We start from the raw sequence: 18,755 nt of genomic DNA, 5'->3' as shown, positions 1-18,755 counted from the left end.
AAGGAAATACCCTTATCACCCCCATTATAGTACTATGCCTTGCTCCCTATAAGAAGGAGTATCGAACATATCCATTTATCAACAACAAATTAATAAAACTTAAAGCTAGAGAACATGTCAGAAAATACAAACCTCAAATTCGAAACCTTACAAGTACATGCAGGTCAAGTCGTAGATCCGACTACAGGAGCCCGTGCGGTGCCTATCTATCAAACTACTTCATATGTATTTGAAAATGCAGAACACGGCGCTAACCTATTCGCACTTAAACAGTTTGGAAATATCTACACACGAATCATGAATCCCACCACTGATGTGTTTGAAAAACGAATCGCAGCATTGGAAGGTGGTGTAGCTGCAGTAGCAGTGGCGTCTGGTCAAGCTGCCCAGTTCATAGCGCTCAACAATATCATAGATGCTGGCGAAAATTTCGTTGCAGGTTCGAATCTATACGGAGGCACATATAATCAGTTCAAGGTTTCATTTAAAAGGTTAGGCATTGAAGCTAGATTTGCGAAAGACGGCGAACCGGAAAACATAGAAGCATTAATTGACGACAAGACCAAGGCCATCTATATTGAAACAATCGGAAATCCAAGTTACAATATTCCAGATTTTGAAAAAATAGCTGCAATTGCAAATAAATATGACCTTCCGCTTATCGTGGACAACACTTTCGGCGCTGGGGGCTATCTATTCAAGCCATTGGAACATGGTGCACACGTAGTTGTAGAATCTGCCACCAAATGGATCGGTGGTCACGGTACAAGCATTGGTGGAGTCATAATAGATGGTGGAAATTACAACTGGGGAAATGGAAAATTCAAACAATTTACTGAACCATCAGAAGGTTACCATGGATTGGTATTTGCCGATGTCTTTGGCGAAGGTGGCCCTTTTGGCAACATTCAATTCGCCATCAGAGCCCGCGTTGAAGGACTTAGAGACTTCGGTCCAGCATTATCTCCATTCAACTCTTTCCTCCTTCTACAAGGCCTTGAAACTTTGTCTTTGAGAGTACAACGCCATGTTGACAATGCCTTGGAGATTGCACAATGGTTGGAAGGTCATCCACAAGTAGAAAAAGTAAGCTACCCAGGCCTGAAAAGCTCGCCACATTTTACAAATGCCCAAAAATACCTGAGAAACGGATTTGGAGCAGTACTTTCATTTACTATTAAAGGAGACCCCAACAAAGCAAATGACTTTATTGACAGCTTGTCCTTGATTAGCCATCTTGCCAATGTTGGAGATACCAAATCATTAATCATACATCCATCTGCTACAACACATCAACAATTGAGTGAAGACGCACAGCGCGCCGCAGGAGTCTACCCTGGCTCATTAAGACTGGCTGTAGGAATCGAACATATTGACGACATCAAAGCTGATTTGCAACAAGCTTTCGAAAAAATAAAATAAGCAAAAGTCAGTGCTGACGAGTACAACATTACATCCATGAGTATTAAGACATATAAGCATAATGAACCATTTGTATTTGAAAATGGCAAACAGGTCACTGGCTTGGAGATTGCCTATCATACTTATGGACAGCTGAATGAAACAAAAGACAATGTAGTGTGGGTATGTCATGCACTGACCGCTAGTTCGGATGTACTGGATTGGTGGAGTGGGCTTTTTGGTGAAGACGATTTTTTCAACCCCAAAGACCACTTCATCATATGCGCCAATGTCATTGGCTCTCATTATGGGTCCACCAATCCACTTTCTATAAATGAAGCCACGAGACACCCATATTATCTTGCTTTCCCTCAATTTACTATACGGGATATTATAAAAGGCAACCAACTATTAGCCAACTACCTAGGCATAAAAAAAATTGACGTGCTCATTGGTGGGTCCTTGGGAGGACAGCAGGCGCTTGAATGGGCAGTTTCAGGCTTAATGAGTATAAAGCGCTTGATTGCCATCGCGACCAATGCTGCACACTCCCCCTGGGGTATCGCATTTAACGAAAGTCAAAGATTAGCCATCACAGCCGATAGGACATTTCATGCAAACCAACCTACTGGTGGCGCAAAGGGATTAAAAGCGGCACGCAGTATGGCTTTACTTTCATATAGGTCCTACACCACTTATGGTGCAACACAACTTGAATCAGACACCGAAAAAACAGACCACTATCGATCGTCTTCCTACCAAAGCTATCAAGGCGAAAAACTTGTCAATCGCTTCAATGCTTATAGCTATTGGTACCTATCCAAGGCAATGGATAGCCACCATCTGGGAAGAGGCCGTCGTTCATTGGAACACGCCTTACGCCAAATAGAGAGCAATACGCTTATCATAGGTATCACGACGGATATATTATTCCCACCTGAGGAATCCAAATTCATTGCGAAACACATTCCAAACGCAGTGTACTATGAACTGGAATCCTTTTATGGACATGATGGTTTTTTAGTAGAAACCGCGAATCTGACCCAAGTCATTGCAAATTTTTTAAATAACAATAGGGCAGAAATTAAATCAACAGAATTAACTACAGCATAAATTAAAGTCAGCAACAATCAAATGAGTAAAAAGTTAACCTTGGGCATGTTTGGATTTGGAGTCGTTGGACAGGGCCTATATGACATCATAAAAACAAAAAATCTAAATTTAGAAATTAAGAAGTTTGTCATCAAAAATGCCGACAAGAAGCGGTCGTTACCAGCTGAATTATTCACCACAGACCCTAGCGCCATCCTTAATGATCCCGAGATAAATACAGTTGTAGAATTGATCGATGATGCAGAAGCTGCCTATAACATTACTGTAACTGCGCTTAGAGCTGGGAAAAACGTCGTATCTGCAAATAAGAAAATGATTGCGACCCATCTCGAAGAACTTACAGAAATTCAACAGGAGACAGGTGCAAGTCTTTTATATGAAGGGGCTGTATGTGGTAGTATTCCCATCATTAGAAATCTAGAAGAGTATTATGATAACGAACTCCTGCATTCGGTAAGCGGAATTTTCAATGGTTCGTCAAATTACATCTTGTCTAAGATTTTTAATGAAAATCAGAGTTATGACCAAGCATTAAAAAAAGCCCAAGAATTGGGGTTTGCAGAAACTGACCCCACATTGGATGTCGGTGGGTATGACCCAAAATTCAAATTAGCTATTGTTGCCTCACATGCCTACGGACTATATATCAAACCTGACAGTATATTCAATGTCGGAATTGATAGATTAGGACCACAGGATATACGTTTTGCAAGAGAAAAAGGATATAAAATCAAATTAATCCCGTTGGCTAAAGAGATTGACAATTCGAAAGTTGTTTTATATGTACTCCCAAAATTTGTCAGTAAAGAGAATATACTTTACAACGTTGAAAATGAAAACAACGGCGTATTGGTCAAAGCAGCCTTTGCGGATGAACAATTCTTTTTTGGTAAAGGCGCAGGTGGCCACCCTACCGGATCTGCCGTACTCTCCGATATCACCGCCTTACGCTACGGCTATCGCTATGAATACAAAAAACACTTGGACGCACAACAATTAACATATTCTACTGACTATGAGCTTCAGGTATATCTTAGATATGAAGATGATACGCTAATTGAAAAATTACAATTTACAAGTATCAGTGAGCGTTATTTTGCGAATGATTTCAAATATATAATAGGAAAAATCAATCTTCAACATATTATTGAAAACCAAGCTGACATCAAGCAGAGTGGAGTATTTATTGCAGAAATTGAATAACAGGTAAATCAACCATAACCAACCTGCTGCAACTCGCAGCTCCAAACCAAAGCGTTGTACTTGTACTTACAAGGCAACGCTTTTTTCTTCATATATTCCATCCACACAGTTGCTACCCATCCGTAAAAATAACATGCTAGAAAAAAAATAATGTCATAAGATAGTTCGTTAAAGAAAATAACCTATTTTACGTATCAATATTTTTACACATAAATTTTGTATATTCATTTAATATTCGTAAATTAACGAGTCAACAAATTTATTGTCATATGAGAGCATGGTTTTTAATTTTAATGATGGGAGTTGCAAATCTCGGATTTGCACAGAATGAAAGGGATTTACAAGATCATTCCACCACGGCATATCTGATTATCGGATTGATCCTAATAGCAATCGTTGTATTAACACTTTACAACAAACAGAAACGAAAATTCAACGATTGATAATTGTATACATTCAATCATTAAATAACAAAGGGGACGATTATTCGTCCCCTTTTTCATTAATCTCTTTTAAGACCAAACTTCTCGATCTTGCTATATAAATGACTTCTTTGTATGCCGATATCATCCGCAGTTTTGGATACGTTCCAATTGTTTTTATCTAATTTATAGTTGATAAATTCCTTCTCCGCGTGATCTTTATAATCCTGAAAGGAATCGAATTTCTCAAATGTTAAAGCAGCAGATTCACTTTTGACTTCTCCATTAGTATGTACCTCAGCACTAGTCCCATTTCGCGGCTGTATAATAGAAGGGTTGGCATAGGCCAATACGTCCTTATCCGTAATGGATTTGTCACTCAAAATAATCAGTCGCTCAACCATATTCCGTAGTTCCCTGATATTACCCGTCCAAGGCAACGACTGTAAAGCATCCATTGCTTCTGTCGTAATCTTCTTCGCAGGCATATTGTATTCTCCACAGATTTCCTCACAAAAACTAGTCGCGATTGTCGGGATATCGTCTATGCGTTGGGACAAAGAAGGTACATGGATTAAGATAACACTCAAGCGATGGTAAAGGTCCATTCTGAAATTACCCTGATCAATCTCTTTTAATAGATCTTTATTTGTAGCGGCAATTACCCTGACATTTACCTCTATCTCTTTCTCCCCCCCCACTCTTGTAATCTTATGTTCCTGCAGGGCACGCAGCACCTTTGCCTGCGCCGAGAGACTCATATCTCCAATTTCATCTAGAAATAACGTTCCGCCACTAGCCTGCTCAAATTTACCAATTCGTTGCTTAACAGCAGAGGTAAATGACCCTTTCTCATGTCCAAACAATTCGGACTCAATCAGCTCTGAAGGGATAGCAGCACAATTGACTTCTATCAAAGGTAAATTGGAACGTTGAGATTTCTCATGCAGCCATCTAGCGACCAGCTCCTTACCCGACCCATTCTCACCTGTCACCAACACGCGCGCATCGGTCGGTGCAACTCGTTCGATTGTTTCCTTAATTTTTGAAATGGTCTCCGACCCTCCTAAAATTTCTTTTGTTTTTGAACTGGACACCTTTTTCTTCAAGACCTTCGTCTCTTCCACCAAAGAGCCTCGTTCCAAAGCATTTCTTACGGTTATCAATATCCGATTTAGGTCTAAAGGTTTCGACAGAAAATCATACGCTCCTTTTCTCGTTGCCTCTACTGCGGTCTCAACGGTACCATGTCCCGAAATCATAATAAAGGGGACTTCAGATTTAATCGTCTGGGCCATAGTTAAGACCTCTAGACCATCCATTTTTTCCATTTTGATGTCGCATAGAGCAAGGTCAATCTTCTCCTTCTTCAATATGTCTAGTCCATCAAACCCGTTGTCAGCGTCAAATACCTTATAGTCTTCGTATTCAAGTATCTCTCTCAACGTACTACGAATGGCACGCTCATCATCAATTATTAATATTGTAGCCATAAAATAGTTATATGCTGTATCTTTTGCGAAAGCAAAATAGTAATTAAAGCGGAATAATCAAAAAGGAAGCAAACCTTATAAGCCGGGTTCTGTGGACGACGAATCGAACCTCTATCATTTATCTAGGCTTACCATCACTGACAAGCTCAATCAACCTACCCATTACGAATGCAGTCATAGACCGCAGAAGACGAGCAGCCTTCGGATTTCGTAACCTATTTGGTCTTTCAACACCCAAGGTTTACCGTAATGCATGTCACCATACAATACCGTGAGCTCTTACCTCACGTTTTCACCCTTACCCCATTAAAATGTGGCGGTATATTTTCTGTGGCACTTGCTGTCTCCGTGAATACGGATCCTTCCCGTTAGGAAGTGAGTCGCTCTGTGTTGCCCGGACTTTCCTCTCTTCCGATAAATCGAAACAGCGATAGAACCGGTTTGCTTCGCTTGCAAAAATAAGGTTTTATAATCGGAATACTTCTGCTAATATGAGAAAAGTAAATAATGCGCCTAACAATCCTTAGATAGCCTGCGCAATGACATAGCCAGATGCCCACGCCCATTGAAAATTATAGCCTCCAAGCCAACCTGTCACATCCACAGCTTCACCACCAAAATACAGACCAGCTATCTTCTTGGACTCCAATGTACGCGCATTCAACTCATCGGTCGAAATTCCACCTCGCATCACCTCCGCTTTATCATATCCCTTGTCACCCGCTGGCTTCACACTAAATCGATGGATAGTATCTATGATTGATTTGGAATCCGCTTTACTCAACGAGGCGACTTTTGTGTTTATCGGAAGAAACTGGCCCAATGCCTCTACCATCCGTTTAGTAAAATAATCGTGTAGAACCTGTGACACCAAGCGTCGCCCTCCATTATCACGCTCTGATTTAATAATTTGCTCCAAGCTAAAGCGAGGCAAGAGATCCATGGTAAACTCTTCCCCGGGACGCCAATAGGAAGAAATCTGAAGAATAGCAGGGCCACTCAATCCCCAATGTGTAAAGAGGATATTCTCCTCAAAACTAATTTTCTTATTGTACACCCGGCAGAATACACTGTTACCAGAAAGCGAGGCGTACCAATCGGCATCCTTGCCAGTAATGGTCAAAGGAACCAGTGCGGGAGCGGTTTGTACAATCTTAAGTCCAAACTGCTTGGCAGCACGAAGAGCAAAGTCCGATGCGCCTAATTTTTGAACAGGGAGCCCGCCACTCGCAAAAACTACCTTCGGTGAAGACAAGACTTTCTCTCCCGAAGGCGTTTCCACTTTCACGCGATACATAGCCCCACTCTGTTCTACAGATGTAACTATGCTGTTCAACCAAATATCCTGACCAGTTTCAAACATCAGTTTGGTAAACACACCCACCACATCCTTGGCCTTATTAGTTGTCGGAAACAGTTGACCAAGTGTCTTTTCCTGTCCATAGATACCCTGTGATTCAAAAAAATCGAGGGTATCTGACACAGACCAAAGATTAAAAGCAGTATGCAAAAACGAAGGGTTTTCAGAAACAAAATTATCCAATGATGTACCGAGATTAGTATAATTGCATCGCCCCCCTCCCGAAATCAAAATTTTAGCCCCAGGCTTGTCATTTCGTTCCAAGATTAATGTCTTTTTACCCAATAACCCAGCCTGCACAGCACACATAAGTCCACATGCTCCACCTCCGATAATGATTGCGTCGTATTGCATATTAATAGCTAATCAACTGCCCTTGAACAGGAATTACCCTGCGTTCCTCTTGGCTTTGATATCCCAGTTCGATAAGCTTAATAACATCTCGTGCTTGCTCAGGCTTTACGATTAAAGGTGATTTACCTAATATTGCATCCGCTACATTCTGATAATAGTCTGGATAGCTACCTATCTTAGAAGGGACTATTTCTTCAATATCGCGGTCTTCAAGCAACAAATTCAGCTTGCCATATATGTCGGTGCTTTCTTTCCCCCAATTAGGATCCTCATCAGGAAAATGTCCAGCACGTAGCAGTACTTCTTGTGGGTCTGTACCAAACTTTGTAAAATTACCGTTCAACCCAAAAACCATAAACCGCTGGGTAGGTTCTTTTGCCAACATACTTCCTTTTATCGACACACGCATGTTTGGATAGTAAAGCAGAACATCGAAATTGTCTATCGCTCTTGCGCCAGGACGTTGAACCGCCAAATCGGCAAATATAGCCTCTGGCTTCCCAAATAACTGCAAACTTAAATCAATACCATGTGCGCCTAAGTCATAAAAAATACCCGAACCTGGTAAATTTTCCTCTCGCCATGCATTCGGTCGCAAAAAGTTTCGAAACCGGTCAAATCGCATCTCGACGTTATAAATTGTTCCCAAACGTCCTTCATTGATCACCTCTTGAAGTGTACGATAATCCGAGTGAAAGCGATAATTGTGATATACCGAAAGAATTTTTCCCTTTTGTGCAGCTAATTGTACTAATTCATCAGCTTGCTCAGCGGTATTAGTAAAGGGCTTCTCGACGACCACATGCTTTCCTGCCTCTAAGGCTCTTTTAGCAAATGGATAGTGCATATCATTGGAAGTTGCGACAACGACCAAATCGATTTCTTCATCAGTAAATATATCTTCAGCAGACTCTACAATCTGAGCTTGAGGATATTTCGCGCGCAAAATAGCCTTCTGCTCTTCCTTCCGAGCGGTCACCTTAACCAATTCCAACTCAGCCACAGACCGCATAACAGGTGCATGAAATACCTGTCCCGATATACCAAAGCCGATTAGTCCAACGCGTATTTTATTCATATTCAGTTCATTAATTACTTTTATAATTGTATTATTTGCTCCACTTTAGCAAGTCCTTCTGCCTATTGCATCTGCATTAGATGACAATCAATCGAAAATCTTGAGACTATGATAATAAAGCCATCATCCCTGTTAGGCGGGATGATGGCTTTATGCTAATTCTTGAAAAGACAAAAAGTCAATTCGCTTACATTCTTTCAGGCACCACGATACCCAACAACCCCATACCCTTTGAGAGCACATTTGCTGCAACTGCAGAGAGATGGAGACGGAATGTGCGAACAGCCTCATCTTCTGCTTTCAAAATAGTCTCTTCATGATAGAATTTATTATAAAGCTTCGACACATCGTACACGTAATTCGCCAATTGTGCAGGGCTAAACTCCTCTGCAGAGGCCGCTACAACATTTCCATAATTGCCCAAACACTGAATCAGGTCACGCTCATAAGAGGATAAAGACGGAGGCACAGCCACACCATCGGTTGTTGAGAAATTTGATTTGTTCAAAACTGATTTAATACGTGCGTGCGTGTATTGAATAAAAGGTCCGGTATGGCCCTGAAAATCCACTGACTCATTTGGGTCAAACAACAACCTCTTCTTCGGGTCAACCTTCAGCAAAAAGTACTTCAATGCCCCCATTCCAATAACCTGATAGAGTGATTCTTTCTCCTCATTCGTAAACCCCTCTGTCTTTCCGAGCTCTTCGGTACGTTCTCTTGCAGTATCCACCATCTCAGACATCAAGTCATCGGCATCCACCACGGTGCCCTCTCTAGACTTCATCTTTCCTGAAGGTAAATCTACCATTCCATAAGAAAGATGAAATAGTCCGTTTGCCCAGGACTTACCCAATTTTTTCAAAATCAAGAATAACACCTTAAAATGATAGTCTTGCTCATTCCCTACCACATAAATAGATTCATCCATTTTGAACTCATCATATTTTAACTGGGCCGTTCCCAGATCTTGGGTAATGTATACGGATGTACCATCTCCACGCAATACCAATTTTTGGTCTAAGCCCTCATCAGTAAGGTCGATCCATACCGAGTTATCTTCCTTTTTGAAGAAAACTCCACTTGCAAGACCCTCTTGTATAATATCCTTTCCCAAAAGATAAGTATTGGATTCGTAATAATACTTATCAAAGTCCACCCCAAGTTGCCTATAGGTTTTTTCGAATCCAGCATACACCCATCCGTTCATCATGGTCCACAATTCAATCACGTCTTGATCTCCAGCTTCCCATTTTTGAAGCATCTCCTGTGCTTCTCGTATTAAAGGAGCGTTCTTCTTTGCTTCTTCTTCCGTCTGCCCTTCGGCCTTTAACGTATCGATTTGCTTTTTATACTCCTTATCAAAAATGACATAATATTTGCCCACAAGATGATCACCTTTCATACCAGATGAAGTTGGCGTCTCGGCGTCTCCAAATTTCTGCCATGCCAACATGGACTTACAGATGTGGATACCTCTGTCATTGACCAAATTGGCTTTGACCACATCATAGCCATAAGCTTTGAGAATCTCTGCTACTGAGTAACCTAACAAGTTGTTACGGATATGCCCCAAATGCAGCGGTTTATTCGTATTTGGAGAAGAATATTCAACCATTATACGTTTTCCATTTGAAGGGAAACTTCCAAAATTAGGGGCGACCAATTTCGAATTTAAGAGATTAATCCAATACACATCCGACAGACTGATATTGAGAAATCCCTTAATAACGTTGAAGGCAGCAATTTCAGCTATTTTCGATTGCAAGAACTCACCGACTTCGGTTCCCGTTTGCTCTGGAGATTTCTTTGAAAATCGCGTTATCGGAAAAACAACGATAGTAATCTGACCTTCAAACTCTTTTCGAGTCTCTTGCAAGGTAACCTGCGAAACGGGAATTTCGGCCTGATAAAGCTCTTTTACTGCTTGCACCGTAAGGTCCACAAGCGCATTTTCAATAGATACAGTCATGTAATGAATAAGTAATTTTTACAACTTTCTGATTATGAACGACAAATAAATAGCATTCGCTATACCTGTATTCGGGATGAAAGCATATCTTTGCCAAAAATAATAAAAAATGCAGAGCTATCAGGAATTTCTTGACCTAAGTGTTGGTTTTCCGCAAGACGGATTCGAAATCATCGACGACGAATTGTATTTCCATGATTTGAATCTAATGGAAATGATAGAAACGTATGGGACACCATTACGTTTTACCTATTTGCCTATCGTCAGCAAAAAAATTCAACAAGCTAAAATTTTGTTTCAAACCGCTATCTTGAAACACAATTATCGCGGGTCGTATAAATATTGTTATTGTACTAAATCATCGCATTTCAAACACATTGTCGAAGAAGCATTAAAAAATGACATCCACTTAGAGACTTCCTCTGCATTTGACATGCCTATGATTGATATGTTAGAACGACAAGGAACTGTCACAAAAGACATTACGGTAATCTGTAATGGGTTCAAAACCTATCAATACAAACAGTACATCATTGATATGATCCATGATGGGTACAAGAATATTATCCCTGTATTGGACAATAAAGAAGAATTCAATCTATACGATGATGAAATTGAAATGGAAGAGCCCTGCAATTTAGGGATCCGTATAGCTTCGGAAGAGCAACCAGACTCTCAGTTTTACACCTCTCGTCTAGGAATACGAAGTGAAGACATCATTGATTTCTACAACAACAAGATAGCTGAAAATCCAAATTTCAGAGTTAAATTACTTCACTTTTTTATCAATTCCGGCATTTCGGATACGCCGTATTATTGGAACGAATTAGAGAAGTATGTAACATTATATTGCAAATTCAAGAAAGTAAATCCAGAACTTGATACCCTTGACATTGGTGGCGGAATGCCTTTCAAAGACTCATTGGTTCATGATTTCGATTATGAATATATGGTCAATGAAATTGTCAACCGAATCAAGCAGATATGTGCGCATCACGAGGTCATGGAACCAGATATTATTACTGAATTTGGAAAATATACAGTTGCAGAGGCGTCAGGTATACTCTATAAAGTACTGGGCAGAAAGCAACAGAATGACCGTGAAAGATGGTTTATGATTGATGGTTCCTTTATCACCAATCTACCTGATGTATGGGCCCTTAATCAAAAGTATATCCTGCTCCCTATCAACAACTGGGATTCGGAGTACGAACGAGTCAACTTAGGTGGTATTACTTGTGATGGCCAAGATTACTACAATCAGGAAGCCCATATGAACTCTGTGTTCATGCCAAAAACAAGAAAGGTACAATATCTAGGATTCTTCCACACGGGTGCCTATCAGGACGTATTAAGTGGCTATGGTGGTATTCACCACTGTCTACTACCATCCCCTAAGCATGTATTGATACGTCGTAATCGCGACGAGACATTCAATTATGAGGTATTTGGAGAAGAACAAAATTCAAAACAAGTCATGAAATTATTGGGCTACCAATAAGATTTATCAAATACGTAAAAAGAAGAGCGGTCAAAATAGACCGCTCTTTTTCATTCTCCCTATATTGCAACCAGCAATATATAAAACACTCTTTTTCATCCCTTCGATAGGGGCCTATACCTTCAGTTCAACCTCAGGTCGATTGCACGAATAATGCTATACAAATGGCTAGTTAATAGAGAATTGATGAAGCTTTTATAAAGGGTTGACAGGGGGTTGATAGAGGTATTACCTCTATCAACCCCCTGTCAACCCTCTACTAGAACAGTATTAACTCTGTATTAAGGATAAAGTATTATCCAAATAGAGTTGAATCTATCGCAAAGGTATGTCTAAGCCAACACCAAATATTTAGGTCACTGCCCCCATTTCTTCCTCTGAAATTCGACTATCGGCAGTAAAAGAATCTTGATGATATCATTTTTATATATCAATACGATTGTATTGCAAAAGAATTTATTTAGGTTTGACATTCATACAACACGACATTGCCATGCAAGAGCTAGTTATTATTACAGCAGGAGTTTTAGGTGCCAGCGGAATTGTGCTTGGAGCCTTTGGAGCGCATGCTTTCAAAAAAATATTAAGTGAGGATAAGCTTGCTTCCTTTGAAGTTGGTGTCCGCTATCAGATGTATACTGCCATCTTTCTATTAGTTATAGGATTCAATCTAACCTTTGACGTCCCTTCCGAAAAGACAGCCTATTATGCAAGCACTATTGGAACGATTCTATTTTCTGGAAGTATTTATTTCCTATCATTTGCAGATTATTGGAAGAAGAATTTCAAATTCTTAGGGCCCATAACGCCGCTAGGGGGATTACTAATGATTATCGGCTGGGTGGCACTTATTATGAAGTTGATTTAATCGGTTAAATAACTCGATTTTCCCAATCAGAATTAGCTTGCATTTATATATAAGTTTCCCTAGATTTGATATGCATATGGCAATGATGTCTGCCCTAAACCGCTGTAAAAAGCTGATGACGTCTACTGACCCCACATCTATTTGATTAGGTATACTAATGGATAGGGGATTTTGATTAATATTCAAGTAGACAAACATGTTCAAAACCACACTTCCACCTTCACGATTTACAGGTTCGGTCCTTTTCAAATGGAGTTGGCTTAGCCTGACTATTGGTATCCTTGTTGGCTCCGCATCAGCTTTTTTTCTGACCTCTTTATCATGGGTGACGGAATATAGAGATTTAAATAATTGGATTATTATATTTTTACCAATTGCTGGTCTGTGTATTGGATTAGCTTATCACTATTGGGGAGGCACTGCCAATAAAGGAAATAACCTCTTGATATCAGAATATCACCAACCTCATTTACATATCCCCTTCCGCATGTTCCCATTGGTATTGATTGGCACATTAATAACCCATCTATTTGGTGGTTCGGCGGGCCGTGAGGGTACAGCTGTCCAAATGGGTGGAACAATAGCAGATCAGTTTTCCAAACGATATAAAATAGATAGCGAAGATCGAAAAGCACTTTTGATTATGGGAATTAGCGCTGGATTCGCATCTGTCTTCGGCACTCCACTCGCTGGAGCTATCTTTGCATTGGAAGTATTGATTATTAAAAAAAGGCAGCTACATCTATTTGTTCCTAGTCTGATGTGTGCATTTGTCGCCGATATTACCTGTCGGTTATGGCAAGTGGGGCATACCCATTATGAAGTGAGTGCGCCTCTACCCACATTATCTATATCGCTGTTGCTATATACGATAATCGCAGGTATCATCTTTGGAGTGACAGCGCTCCTGTTTACAAAAACTGGAGACCTCTTTAGTCATCTCTTCAAGAAAGGAATCAAATTTCCGCCTCTGAGACCTTTTGTTGGTGGAGTTATCATTGCGAGTGTTGTATTAATTTCAGGATCGACAAGATATATAGGTCTTGGAATTCCCACGTTAATAGCATCTTTTGACTCCCAACTACCAACATATGATTTCATTGCCAAACTATTGCTTACCACCTTCACTCTGAGTGCCGGTTTCAAGGGTGGTGAAGTCACCCCCCTTTTCTTTATTGGTGCGACGCTAGGCAATATGCTAGCCTTATTCGTTCCGATACCGATGTCAATTCTTGTCGCAATGGGGTTTGTAGCGGTATTTGCCGGCGCGACCAATACACCTTTAGCGTGCACGGTGATGGGAATGGAATTATTTGGAGTAGAGTATGGAATCGTATTGGCTATTGCGTGCTTTGCAGCTTATCTTTGTTCAGGAAGAAAGGGCATCTACAGCGCCCAGAAAATAGGCAAAAACAAGCGTAATTTCTACTTTCGCATTCGAAAAAAGTACCTCCGCAACCTATAGGGTCTTATAGAGTGTGAGGTATTTTTCAACAGCCAACCTTTTGGACGCCGTCAGATGAAAATCCAAATTTTGTGTCAGGTATTGATGATAGTCTAAATCGGGATAGACAGGCAATCCAGCAATGACATCATCAGCATGTTGGACACCGTATTTCAAGGCTTCATTGAACTCTTCTAGAAACTCTTTCGGCAGCTCTTTGTTGGAGACCCACAGCGCAAAAGCAAATGGCAAACCAGTGAATTTTTTCCATTCTAAGCCCAAATCGTATACATATGGTACCGTTTTTTTCTTTCCAAATGTCCGATCGCCAATCAGTACATAGGCATCTGCCTCTCCATCGGCAACAATCTCAACGTCTCGATTCCAATGGTATTTCAATAGTATACGAGCTAGTCCATTGGAAGTCCTGGATTGTTGATCCAGTAATATAGACGAAATCTCATTGGCAGGTTTTTGTGAAAAGATGAAAACAGAATCTACGGGACCTTCTGTTCCAATGCAAAAGTCGGTGTTGATATAATACTCGGGTAAGCTGAGTAAAGCCGCCGTTGGGATAATCCCCATATCGACCTCGTCATCTATCACGCGCTGTGCACATGCACTCGGATGATCTACCCGGAGGTCTATCTTATCTTTTACAGGAGAGTGGGCAATTCCGTTTAAAAAGGGTAACGTATTCGTGTAGGATACAGCAGATATTTTAATTTTATCCATTCTCAACTATTCCTTCTAAATGTTTGATATTGTAATAATCTATAATGCTAAATTGGTTGCTTTGATATTTGACAACATACAGAGCTGTATTGGTATGCGGAAAATCATCCATCAGTCTAACATCTACATCTGTCAATACACACATCAATATCCTTAATGCACGACCGTGCAGGCATACCAAAACGGTATCTTCCTCGGGTTGCCTAAGCATGTGATCAATTGCTTGCCTTTGTCGTTCGACAACTTGGTTAGGAGATTCTCCGTCTTCTATATTCAGATCCAGGTCGCCCTTGCGCCAAGCACCAACAACTTTCTCAAAACCTGACATGATTGCTGGACTTTGTTCACGTCCTTCGTAGATTCCCCAGCTGATTTCATCCAACCCTTCCAACTGTTCCCAAGCAATCCCTTGCTCCAGAAAGGGGGTTACCGTCTGATGTGTTCTCAACAAAGTAGACGTATATACCTTGTCGAACTTAATATCCTTATAGCTTTCGTAAAAAGCTTGGGCCTGTCTTTGCCCATTTTCGTTCAAAGGAGAGTTGACACCCCGCCCTTGAACAATACCTCGAAGGTTCAGGTCAGTCTGACCGTGTCTTATGAAATAAAATATCTTTTCCAAATAATGTTAACTATTGATAACGGGTAGCGAATAATAACTTTTCTTTTTAGCAGCCGCATCTTCAAAGACATAATCTTTGTAGTCGGTCACGACATTGTACAACGTATCACGTTCTATCGGATGACGCCCTACATTTCTTATCAATTCGACCAATTGCTGTGTACTCATTGCCGGGGTTTGCTCTTCCGCTCCAGCCATGCTATAAATTTTTGTGGTATCGTCAAGTGTACCGTCAATATCATCTACGCCAAAACTGAGGGCCATCTGAGCAGTGTCTCGTGATATCATTGCCCAATACGCCTTAATGTGTGGAAAATTGTCCATGTAAATACGAGCTATCGCATAGTTGCGCAGATCCTCAACAACGGACACTTCAGGAACGTCAGACATCTGATTTTCCTTGTTTCTAAATTTGAGAGGAATAAAGGTCTGGAAGCCCCCAGTCTTATCCTGGAGCTGCCTCAATCGTTCCATATGATCTATACGGTGCCAATACTGCTCAATATGCCCATACAACATTGTCGCATTGGTATGCATACCTAACTTGTGCGCCTGCTCATGAATATCTAACCACTGCTCGGCAGTACATTTATCATGTGCTATCTTTTCCCTAATTTCGGGATGAAAGATTTCGGCACCTCCTCCAGGCATAGAGTCAAGTCCCGCTTCGTGCAAATATTTCATACCGTCATAATGACTCAATTTAGCCTTTTTGAAGATATAGTAGTATTCGACTGGAGTAAGTGCTTTGATGTGTAGCTCCGGACGATATGCCTTACATTTACGAAAAAAATCAGCGTAGAATTCGAGATTCTGTTTGGGGACCACCCCACCTGTGATATGGACTTCCGTAACGGGCTCTTCATCGTATTTTTTGACGACTTCCATCATTCCATCGACATCCATTTCCCAACCTTCTTCCCGTTGTTTAATCATGCGGGAGTAGGAACAGAACTTACAATCGTATACACACACGTTAGTAGGCTCAATATGAAAATTTCGATTAAAATAAGTAATGTCACCGTGTTTGCGCTCACGAATAAAATTGGCAAGTACGCCAAGATAACTAAGTTCACCTTTTTCGAAAAGTAATACACCTTCCTCAAAAGTCAAGCGCTCACTGTCTAAAACTTTTTGGGCTATGCTACGCAGTTCAGGATCTAAACGGCTGTTGTTGATTAAAAAATCTATCTTGTATCTAGCTTCCATATCTCTTCTCCTATTAGACAAATGTACCAATATTAGACTAAAAATACGAGAAGATTAGATGTTAAAACAAACCCTTTACAGAAAGATTACGATTCAGCGAACTGCTGCATATCGATGAGTCGTTTGTATAGTCCTTGTTGACCAATCAATTCTAAATGAGACCCCGACTCTACAATCTGACCGGCTTCCACAACAATAATTTTATCTGCATTTTGAATGGTGCTCAAGCGATGCGCTATAACGACAGTCGTTCGATTTTCCATCAATTTATACAAAGCTTCCTGTACCAATTTTTCGGATTCGGTATCTAGCGCAGAGGTTGCTTCATCCAACAACATGATGGGTGGATTTTTTAAAACTGCCCTCGCAATACAAATACGTTGACGCTGACCACCTGATAATTTGGAGCCACGATCACCAATATTAGTCTGATACCCCTCTTCTGTGTTTAATATAAATTGGTGCGCATTTGCAATTTTAGCGGCTGCTTCTACCTGTTCGGGAGTTGCATTTTCACTACCGAAGGCTATATTATTGTATATCGTATCATTAAACAGAATTGATTCTTGATTGACAACCCCAATCAATCTACGCAAAGATTCTTGTTGTAAGTCGCGCACATCAATTCCATCAAACGACACCTGTCCATCTGTCACATCCATAAATCGAGGAATGAGGTCTACCAAAGTAGATTTACCACCTCCAGATGGGCCTACGAGAGCAACTGTCTTGCCTTTTTCAATTGTCAAATTGATATCTGACAGTACTTGATTCTCACCATATGCAAAATTCACATGGTTAAATCGAATATTTTGGGCAAAGGTGGTTACCACTTTGGCATCTGGCTTATCCGTGACCTCATTTTTCTCATCTATCAACTCCAATACGCGTTCTCCGGCAGCCACTCCATTGTGAATGTTGCTGAATGAATCCGTAATGGCTTTCGCTGGTCTCATGATTTGGGAAAAAATTGCGATATAAGCTATAAACTCTGATGCAGGCAATTCGTCACTTCCACTTAGCACCAAACTACCTCCATATAGCAAAATGATCGCGACCATAATAACGCCCAACAACTCTGACACAGGTGAGCCCAGCTGTTGCCTACGCACCATACGACGCATAATGGTTGCGTAATTGCTATTCTCATTATCAAACCTATTTTTAACGAATGTGGTCGCGTTGAAGGCTTTAATAATTCGAACACCCGATAATGCTTCATCCAAATAGGTAATCATATTCGCATAGGACTGTTGGCCCGCGGTAGCTTGTGATTTCAAATTCTTGACTAACCTAGAGATAAAAAAGGCCGATATGGGTATAACGAGCATCGAAAACAAGGTGAGCTTGATCGATATAGCGAAAAGAGCAATCAAATAAGCAATTAACTGGAGCGGCTCTTTGAATACAACCTGCAGAGTACCGGTGACCGAATATTGTACGACTTGAACATCGGAAGCTATTTTTGAAATTACATCTCCTTTGCGCTGCCCTGTAAAGAAGCCCAGATGTAAATCCATTACATTATTAAACACAGCCTTACGAAGATTGAGCAAAGTATGTATACGCAGATTCTCCATAATACGTTGAGAAAAATAGCGAAATATATTACTGATTAACACGGAAATAATAACCGCAATACAGACCATTTTCAATGCTTCATAGGGCCCATATTGATGATTGATCCAATTAGCATAATAAGTGAAATTATCCAGCAAATTGAACATACTGTCTGGTTTGACCAACTCCCCCTTAACTTCATTTTCAGCATTGAATAGCGTCTGCAACAGTGGAGCCAACAGTGCAAGGTTGAGCGTGCTAAAAATCACCGTAATGACCGTCGTAATGATATACGGGACCGCATATTTCCCGATAGGATTAGCAAATGAAAGTAGTCTAAGATATGTCTTCATCAAATCGTATAAGGCAGCAAAAATAGTAAAAAGATAATCAACAACTCTAAAATGCTGAGGTTCTTAT

14 protein-coding genes, 1 other RNA gene and 1 riboswitch are annotated in these 18,755 nt (G+C 40.6%); of the genes, 6 read left to right on the top strand and 9 right to left on the bottom strand.

The annotated features are described in order from the left end of the window. Positions 1 to 114 precede the first annotated feature (114 nt). Genes OQ289_RS06200 through OQ289_RS06190 form a run of 3 tightly spaced genes read left to right on the top strand, consistent with a single transcriptional unit; the run spans position 115 to position 3,717 of the window. Positions 115 to 1,422: an O-acetylhomoserine aminocarboxypropyltransferase/cysteine synthase family protein gene (locus OQ289_RS06200; protein ID WP_033565184.1), complete on the top strand. Its 1,308-nt coding sequence runs from the start codon at positions 115 to 117 to the stop codon at positions 1,420 to 1,422. Between the two features lie 36 nt (positions 1,423 to 1,458). Continuing rightward, the gene (locus OQ289_RS06195; RefSeq protein WP_270089874.1) at positions 1,459 to 2,514 is read left to right on the top strand and encodes a homoserine O-acetyltransferase family protein; all 1,056 of its coding nucleotides are present in this window, start codon (positions 1,459 to 1,461) and stop codon (positions 2,512 to 2,514) included. Positions 2,515 to 2,535: 21 nt separating this feature from the next. Then, a complete protein-coding gene (locus OQ289_RS06190) occupies positions 2,536 to 3,717 on the top strand; it encodes a homoserine dehydrogenase (RefSeq protein ID WP_270089873.1) in 1,182 nt (393 codons plus the stop codon). A gap of 502 nt (positions 3,718 to 4,219) precedes the next feature. Here OQ289_RS06190 and OQ289_RS06185 read toward each other — a convergent pair. The 5 genes from OQ289_RS06185 to argS all read right to left on the bottom strand — a co-directional run bounded on the left by OQ289_RS06185 (position 4,220) and on the right by argS (position 10,396). Further along, a complete protein-coding gene (locus tag OQ289_RS06185) occupies positions 4,220 to 5,632 on the bottom strand; it encodes a sigma-54-dependent transcriptional regulator (RefSeq protein WP_270089872.1) in 1,413 nt (470 codons plus the stop codon). 62 nt (positions 5,633 to 5,694) lie between these two features. Further along, an RNA gene (rnpB, locus tag OQ289_RS06180) (RNase P RNA component class A) lies at positions 5,695 to 6,079 on the bottom strand. A 76-nt stretch (positions 6,080 to 6,155) separates the two neighbouring features. Next, positions 6,156 to 7,346 carry an NAD(P)/FAD-dependent oxidoreductase gene (locus OQ289_RS06175; RefSeq protein WP_270089871.1) on the bottom strand — a complete coding sequence of 397 codons (1,191 nt, stop codon included), beginning with the start codon at positions 7,344 to 7,346 and terminating at the stop codon, positions 6,156 to 6,158. A gap of 1 nt (position 7,347) precedes the next feature. Then, entirely contained in the window at positions 7,348 to 8,424 is a 1,077-nt protein-coding gene (locus OQ289_RS06170) for an oxidoreductase (RefSeq protein WP_270089870.1), read from the bottom strand. Positions 8,425 to 8,611: 187 nt separating this feature from the next. Beyond that, positions 8,612 to 10,396, bottom strand: a complete 1,785-nt coding sequence (argS, locus tag OQ289_RS06165; protein ID WP_270089869.1) for an arginine--tRNA ligase — start codon at positions 10,394 to 10,396, stop codon at positions 8,612 to 8,614. A 109-nt stretch (positions 10,397 to 10,505) separates the two neighbouring features. Between argS and OQ289_RS06160 the strand changes: the two genes are divergently transcribed. The 3 genes from OQ289_RS06160 to OQ289_RS06150 all read left to right on the top strand — a co-directional run bounded on the left by OQ289_RS06160 (position 10,506) and on the right by OQ289_RS06150 (position 14,230). Then, the gene (locus OQ289_RS06160) at positions 10,506 to 11,897 is read left to right on the top strand and encodes an arginine decarboxylase (protein ID WP_033565191.1); all 1,392 of its coding nucleotides are present in this window, start codon (positions 10,506 to 10,508) and stop codon (positions 11,895 to 11,897) included. Between the two features lie 493 nt (positions 11,898 to 12,390). Further along, positions 12,391 to 12,765 (top strand): DUF423 domain-containing protein, encoded by a 375-nt coding sequence (locus tag OQ289_RS06155; protein ID WP_270089868.1) that lies wholly within the window; start codon positions 12,391 to 12,393, stop codon positions 12,763 to 12,765. Between the two features lie 69 nt (positions 12,766 to 12,834). Beyond that, a riboswitch (Fluoride riboswitch) is annotated at positions 12,835 to 12,897 on the top strand. Positions 12,898 to 12,961: 64 nt separating this feature from the next. Then, a complete protein-coding gene (locus OQ289_RS06150) occupies positions 12,962 to 14,230 on the top strand; it encodes a voltage-gated chloride channel family protein (protein ID WP_270089867.1) in 1,269 nt (422 codons plus the stop codon). On the opposite strand, the gene OQ289_RS06145 is transcribed toward OQ289_RS06150, so the two are convergent. From OQ289_RS06145 to OQ289_RS06130, 4 genes are all read right to left on the bottom strand, one after another. Then, positions 14,225 to 14,944 (bottom strand): menaquinone biosynthetic enzyme MqnA/MqnD family protein, encoded by a 720-nt coding sequence (locus tag OQ289_RS06145; protein WP_270089866.1) that lies wholly within the window; start codon positions 14,942 to 14,944, stop codon positions 14,225 to 14,227. The two genes, OQ289_RS06150 and OQ289_RS06145, sit on opposite strands and share 6 nt — an antisense overlap. Further along, positions 14,937 to 15,566, bottom strand: coding sequence for a histidine phosphatase family protein (locus OQ289_RS06140; protein ID WP_270089865.1), 630 nt, complete (start codon positions 15,564 to 15,566; stop codon positions 14,937 to 14,939). The genes OQ289_RS06145 and OQ289_RS06140 overlap by 8 nt, the downstream gene beginning before the upstream one ends. A 6-nt stretch (positions 15,567 to 15,572) precedes the next feature. Further along, complete coding sequence (gene mqnE, locus OQ289_RS06135) at positions 15,573 to 16,775, bottom strand: aminofutalosine synthase MqnE (protein ID WP_270089864.1); 1,203 nt, start codon at positions 16,773 to 16,775, stop codon at positions 15,573 to 15,575. An 86-nt stretch (positions 16,776 to 16,861) separates the two neighbouring features. Further along, positions 16,862 to 18,688 (bottom strand): ABC transporter ATP-binding protein, encoded by a 1,827-nt coding sequence (locus tag OQ289_RS06130; protein WP_270089863.1) that lies wholly within the window; start codon positions 18,686 to 18,688, stop codon positions 16,862 to 16,864. Positions 18,689 to 18,755: the final 67 nt, after the last annotated feature.

Source organism: Sphingobacterium sp. SYP-B4668, assembly GCF_027627455.1.
Taxonomy (GTDB): Bacteria; Bacteroidota; Bacteroidia; order Sphingobacteriales; family Sphingobacteriaceae; genus Sphingobacterium.
The sequence above is the reverse complement of the archived record's forward strand: the minus strand, read 5'-3'. Positions and strand labels throughout refer to the sequence as shown.

Bases quoted from the DNA above. Each gene is read 5' to 3' on its own strand.
- mqnE (WP_270089864.1), bottom strand. From the start codon at position 16,775: ATGGAAGCTAGATACAAGATAGATTTTTTAATCAACAACAGCCGTTTA.
- OQ289_RS06200 (WP_033565184.1), top strand. From the start codon at position 115: ATGTCAGAAAATACAAACCTCAAATTCGAAACCTTACAAGTACATGCA.
- OQ289_RS06155 (WP_270089868.1), top strand. From the start codon at position 12,391: ATGCAAGAGCTAGTTATTATTACAGCAGGAGTTTTAGGTGCCAGCGGA.
- OQ289_RS06195 (WP_270089874.1), top strand. From the start codon at position 1,459: ATGAGTATTAAGACATATAAGCATAATGAACCATTTGTATTTGAAAAT.
- OQ289_RS06150 (WP_270089867.1), top strand. From the start codon at position 12,962: ATGTTCAAAACCACACTTCCACCTTCACGATTTACAGGTTCGGTCCTT.
- OQ289_RS06175 (WP_270089871.1), bottom strand. From the start codon at position 7,346: ATGCAATACGACGCAATCATTATCGGAGGTGGAGCATGTGGACTTATG.
- OQ289_RS06185 (WP_270089872.1), bottom strand. From the start codon at position 5,632: ATGGCTACAATATTAATAATTGATGATGAGCGTGCCATTCGTAGTACG.
- argS (WP_270089869.1), bottom strand. From the start codon at position 10,396: ATGACTGTATCTATTGAAAATGCGCTTGTGGACCTTACGGTGCAAGCA.
- OQ289_RS06145 (WP_270089866.1), bottom strand. From the start codon at position 14,944: ATGGATAAAATTAAAATATCTGCTGTATCCTACACGAATACGTTACCC.
- OQ289_RS06170 (WP_270089870.1), bottom strand. From the start codon at position 8,424: ATGAATAAAATACGCGTTGGACTAATCGGCTTTGGTATATCGGGACAG.
- OQ289_RS06190 (WP_270089873.1), top strand. From the start codon at position 2,536: ATGAGTAAAAAGTTAACCTTGGGCATGTTTGGATTTGGAGTCGTTGGA.
- OQ289_RS06130 (WP_270089863.1), bottom strand. From the start codon at position 18,688: ATGAAGACATATCTTAGACTACTTTCATTTGCTAATCCTATCGGGAAA.
- OQ289_RS06160 (WP_033565191.1), top strand. From the start codon at position 10,506: ATGCAGAGCTATCAGGAATTTCTTGACCTAAGTGTTGGTTTTCCGCAA.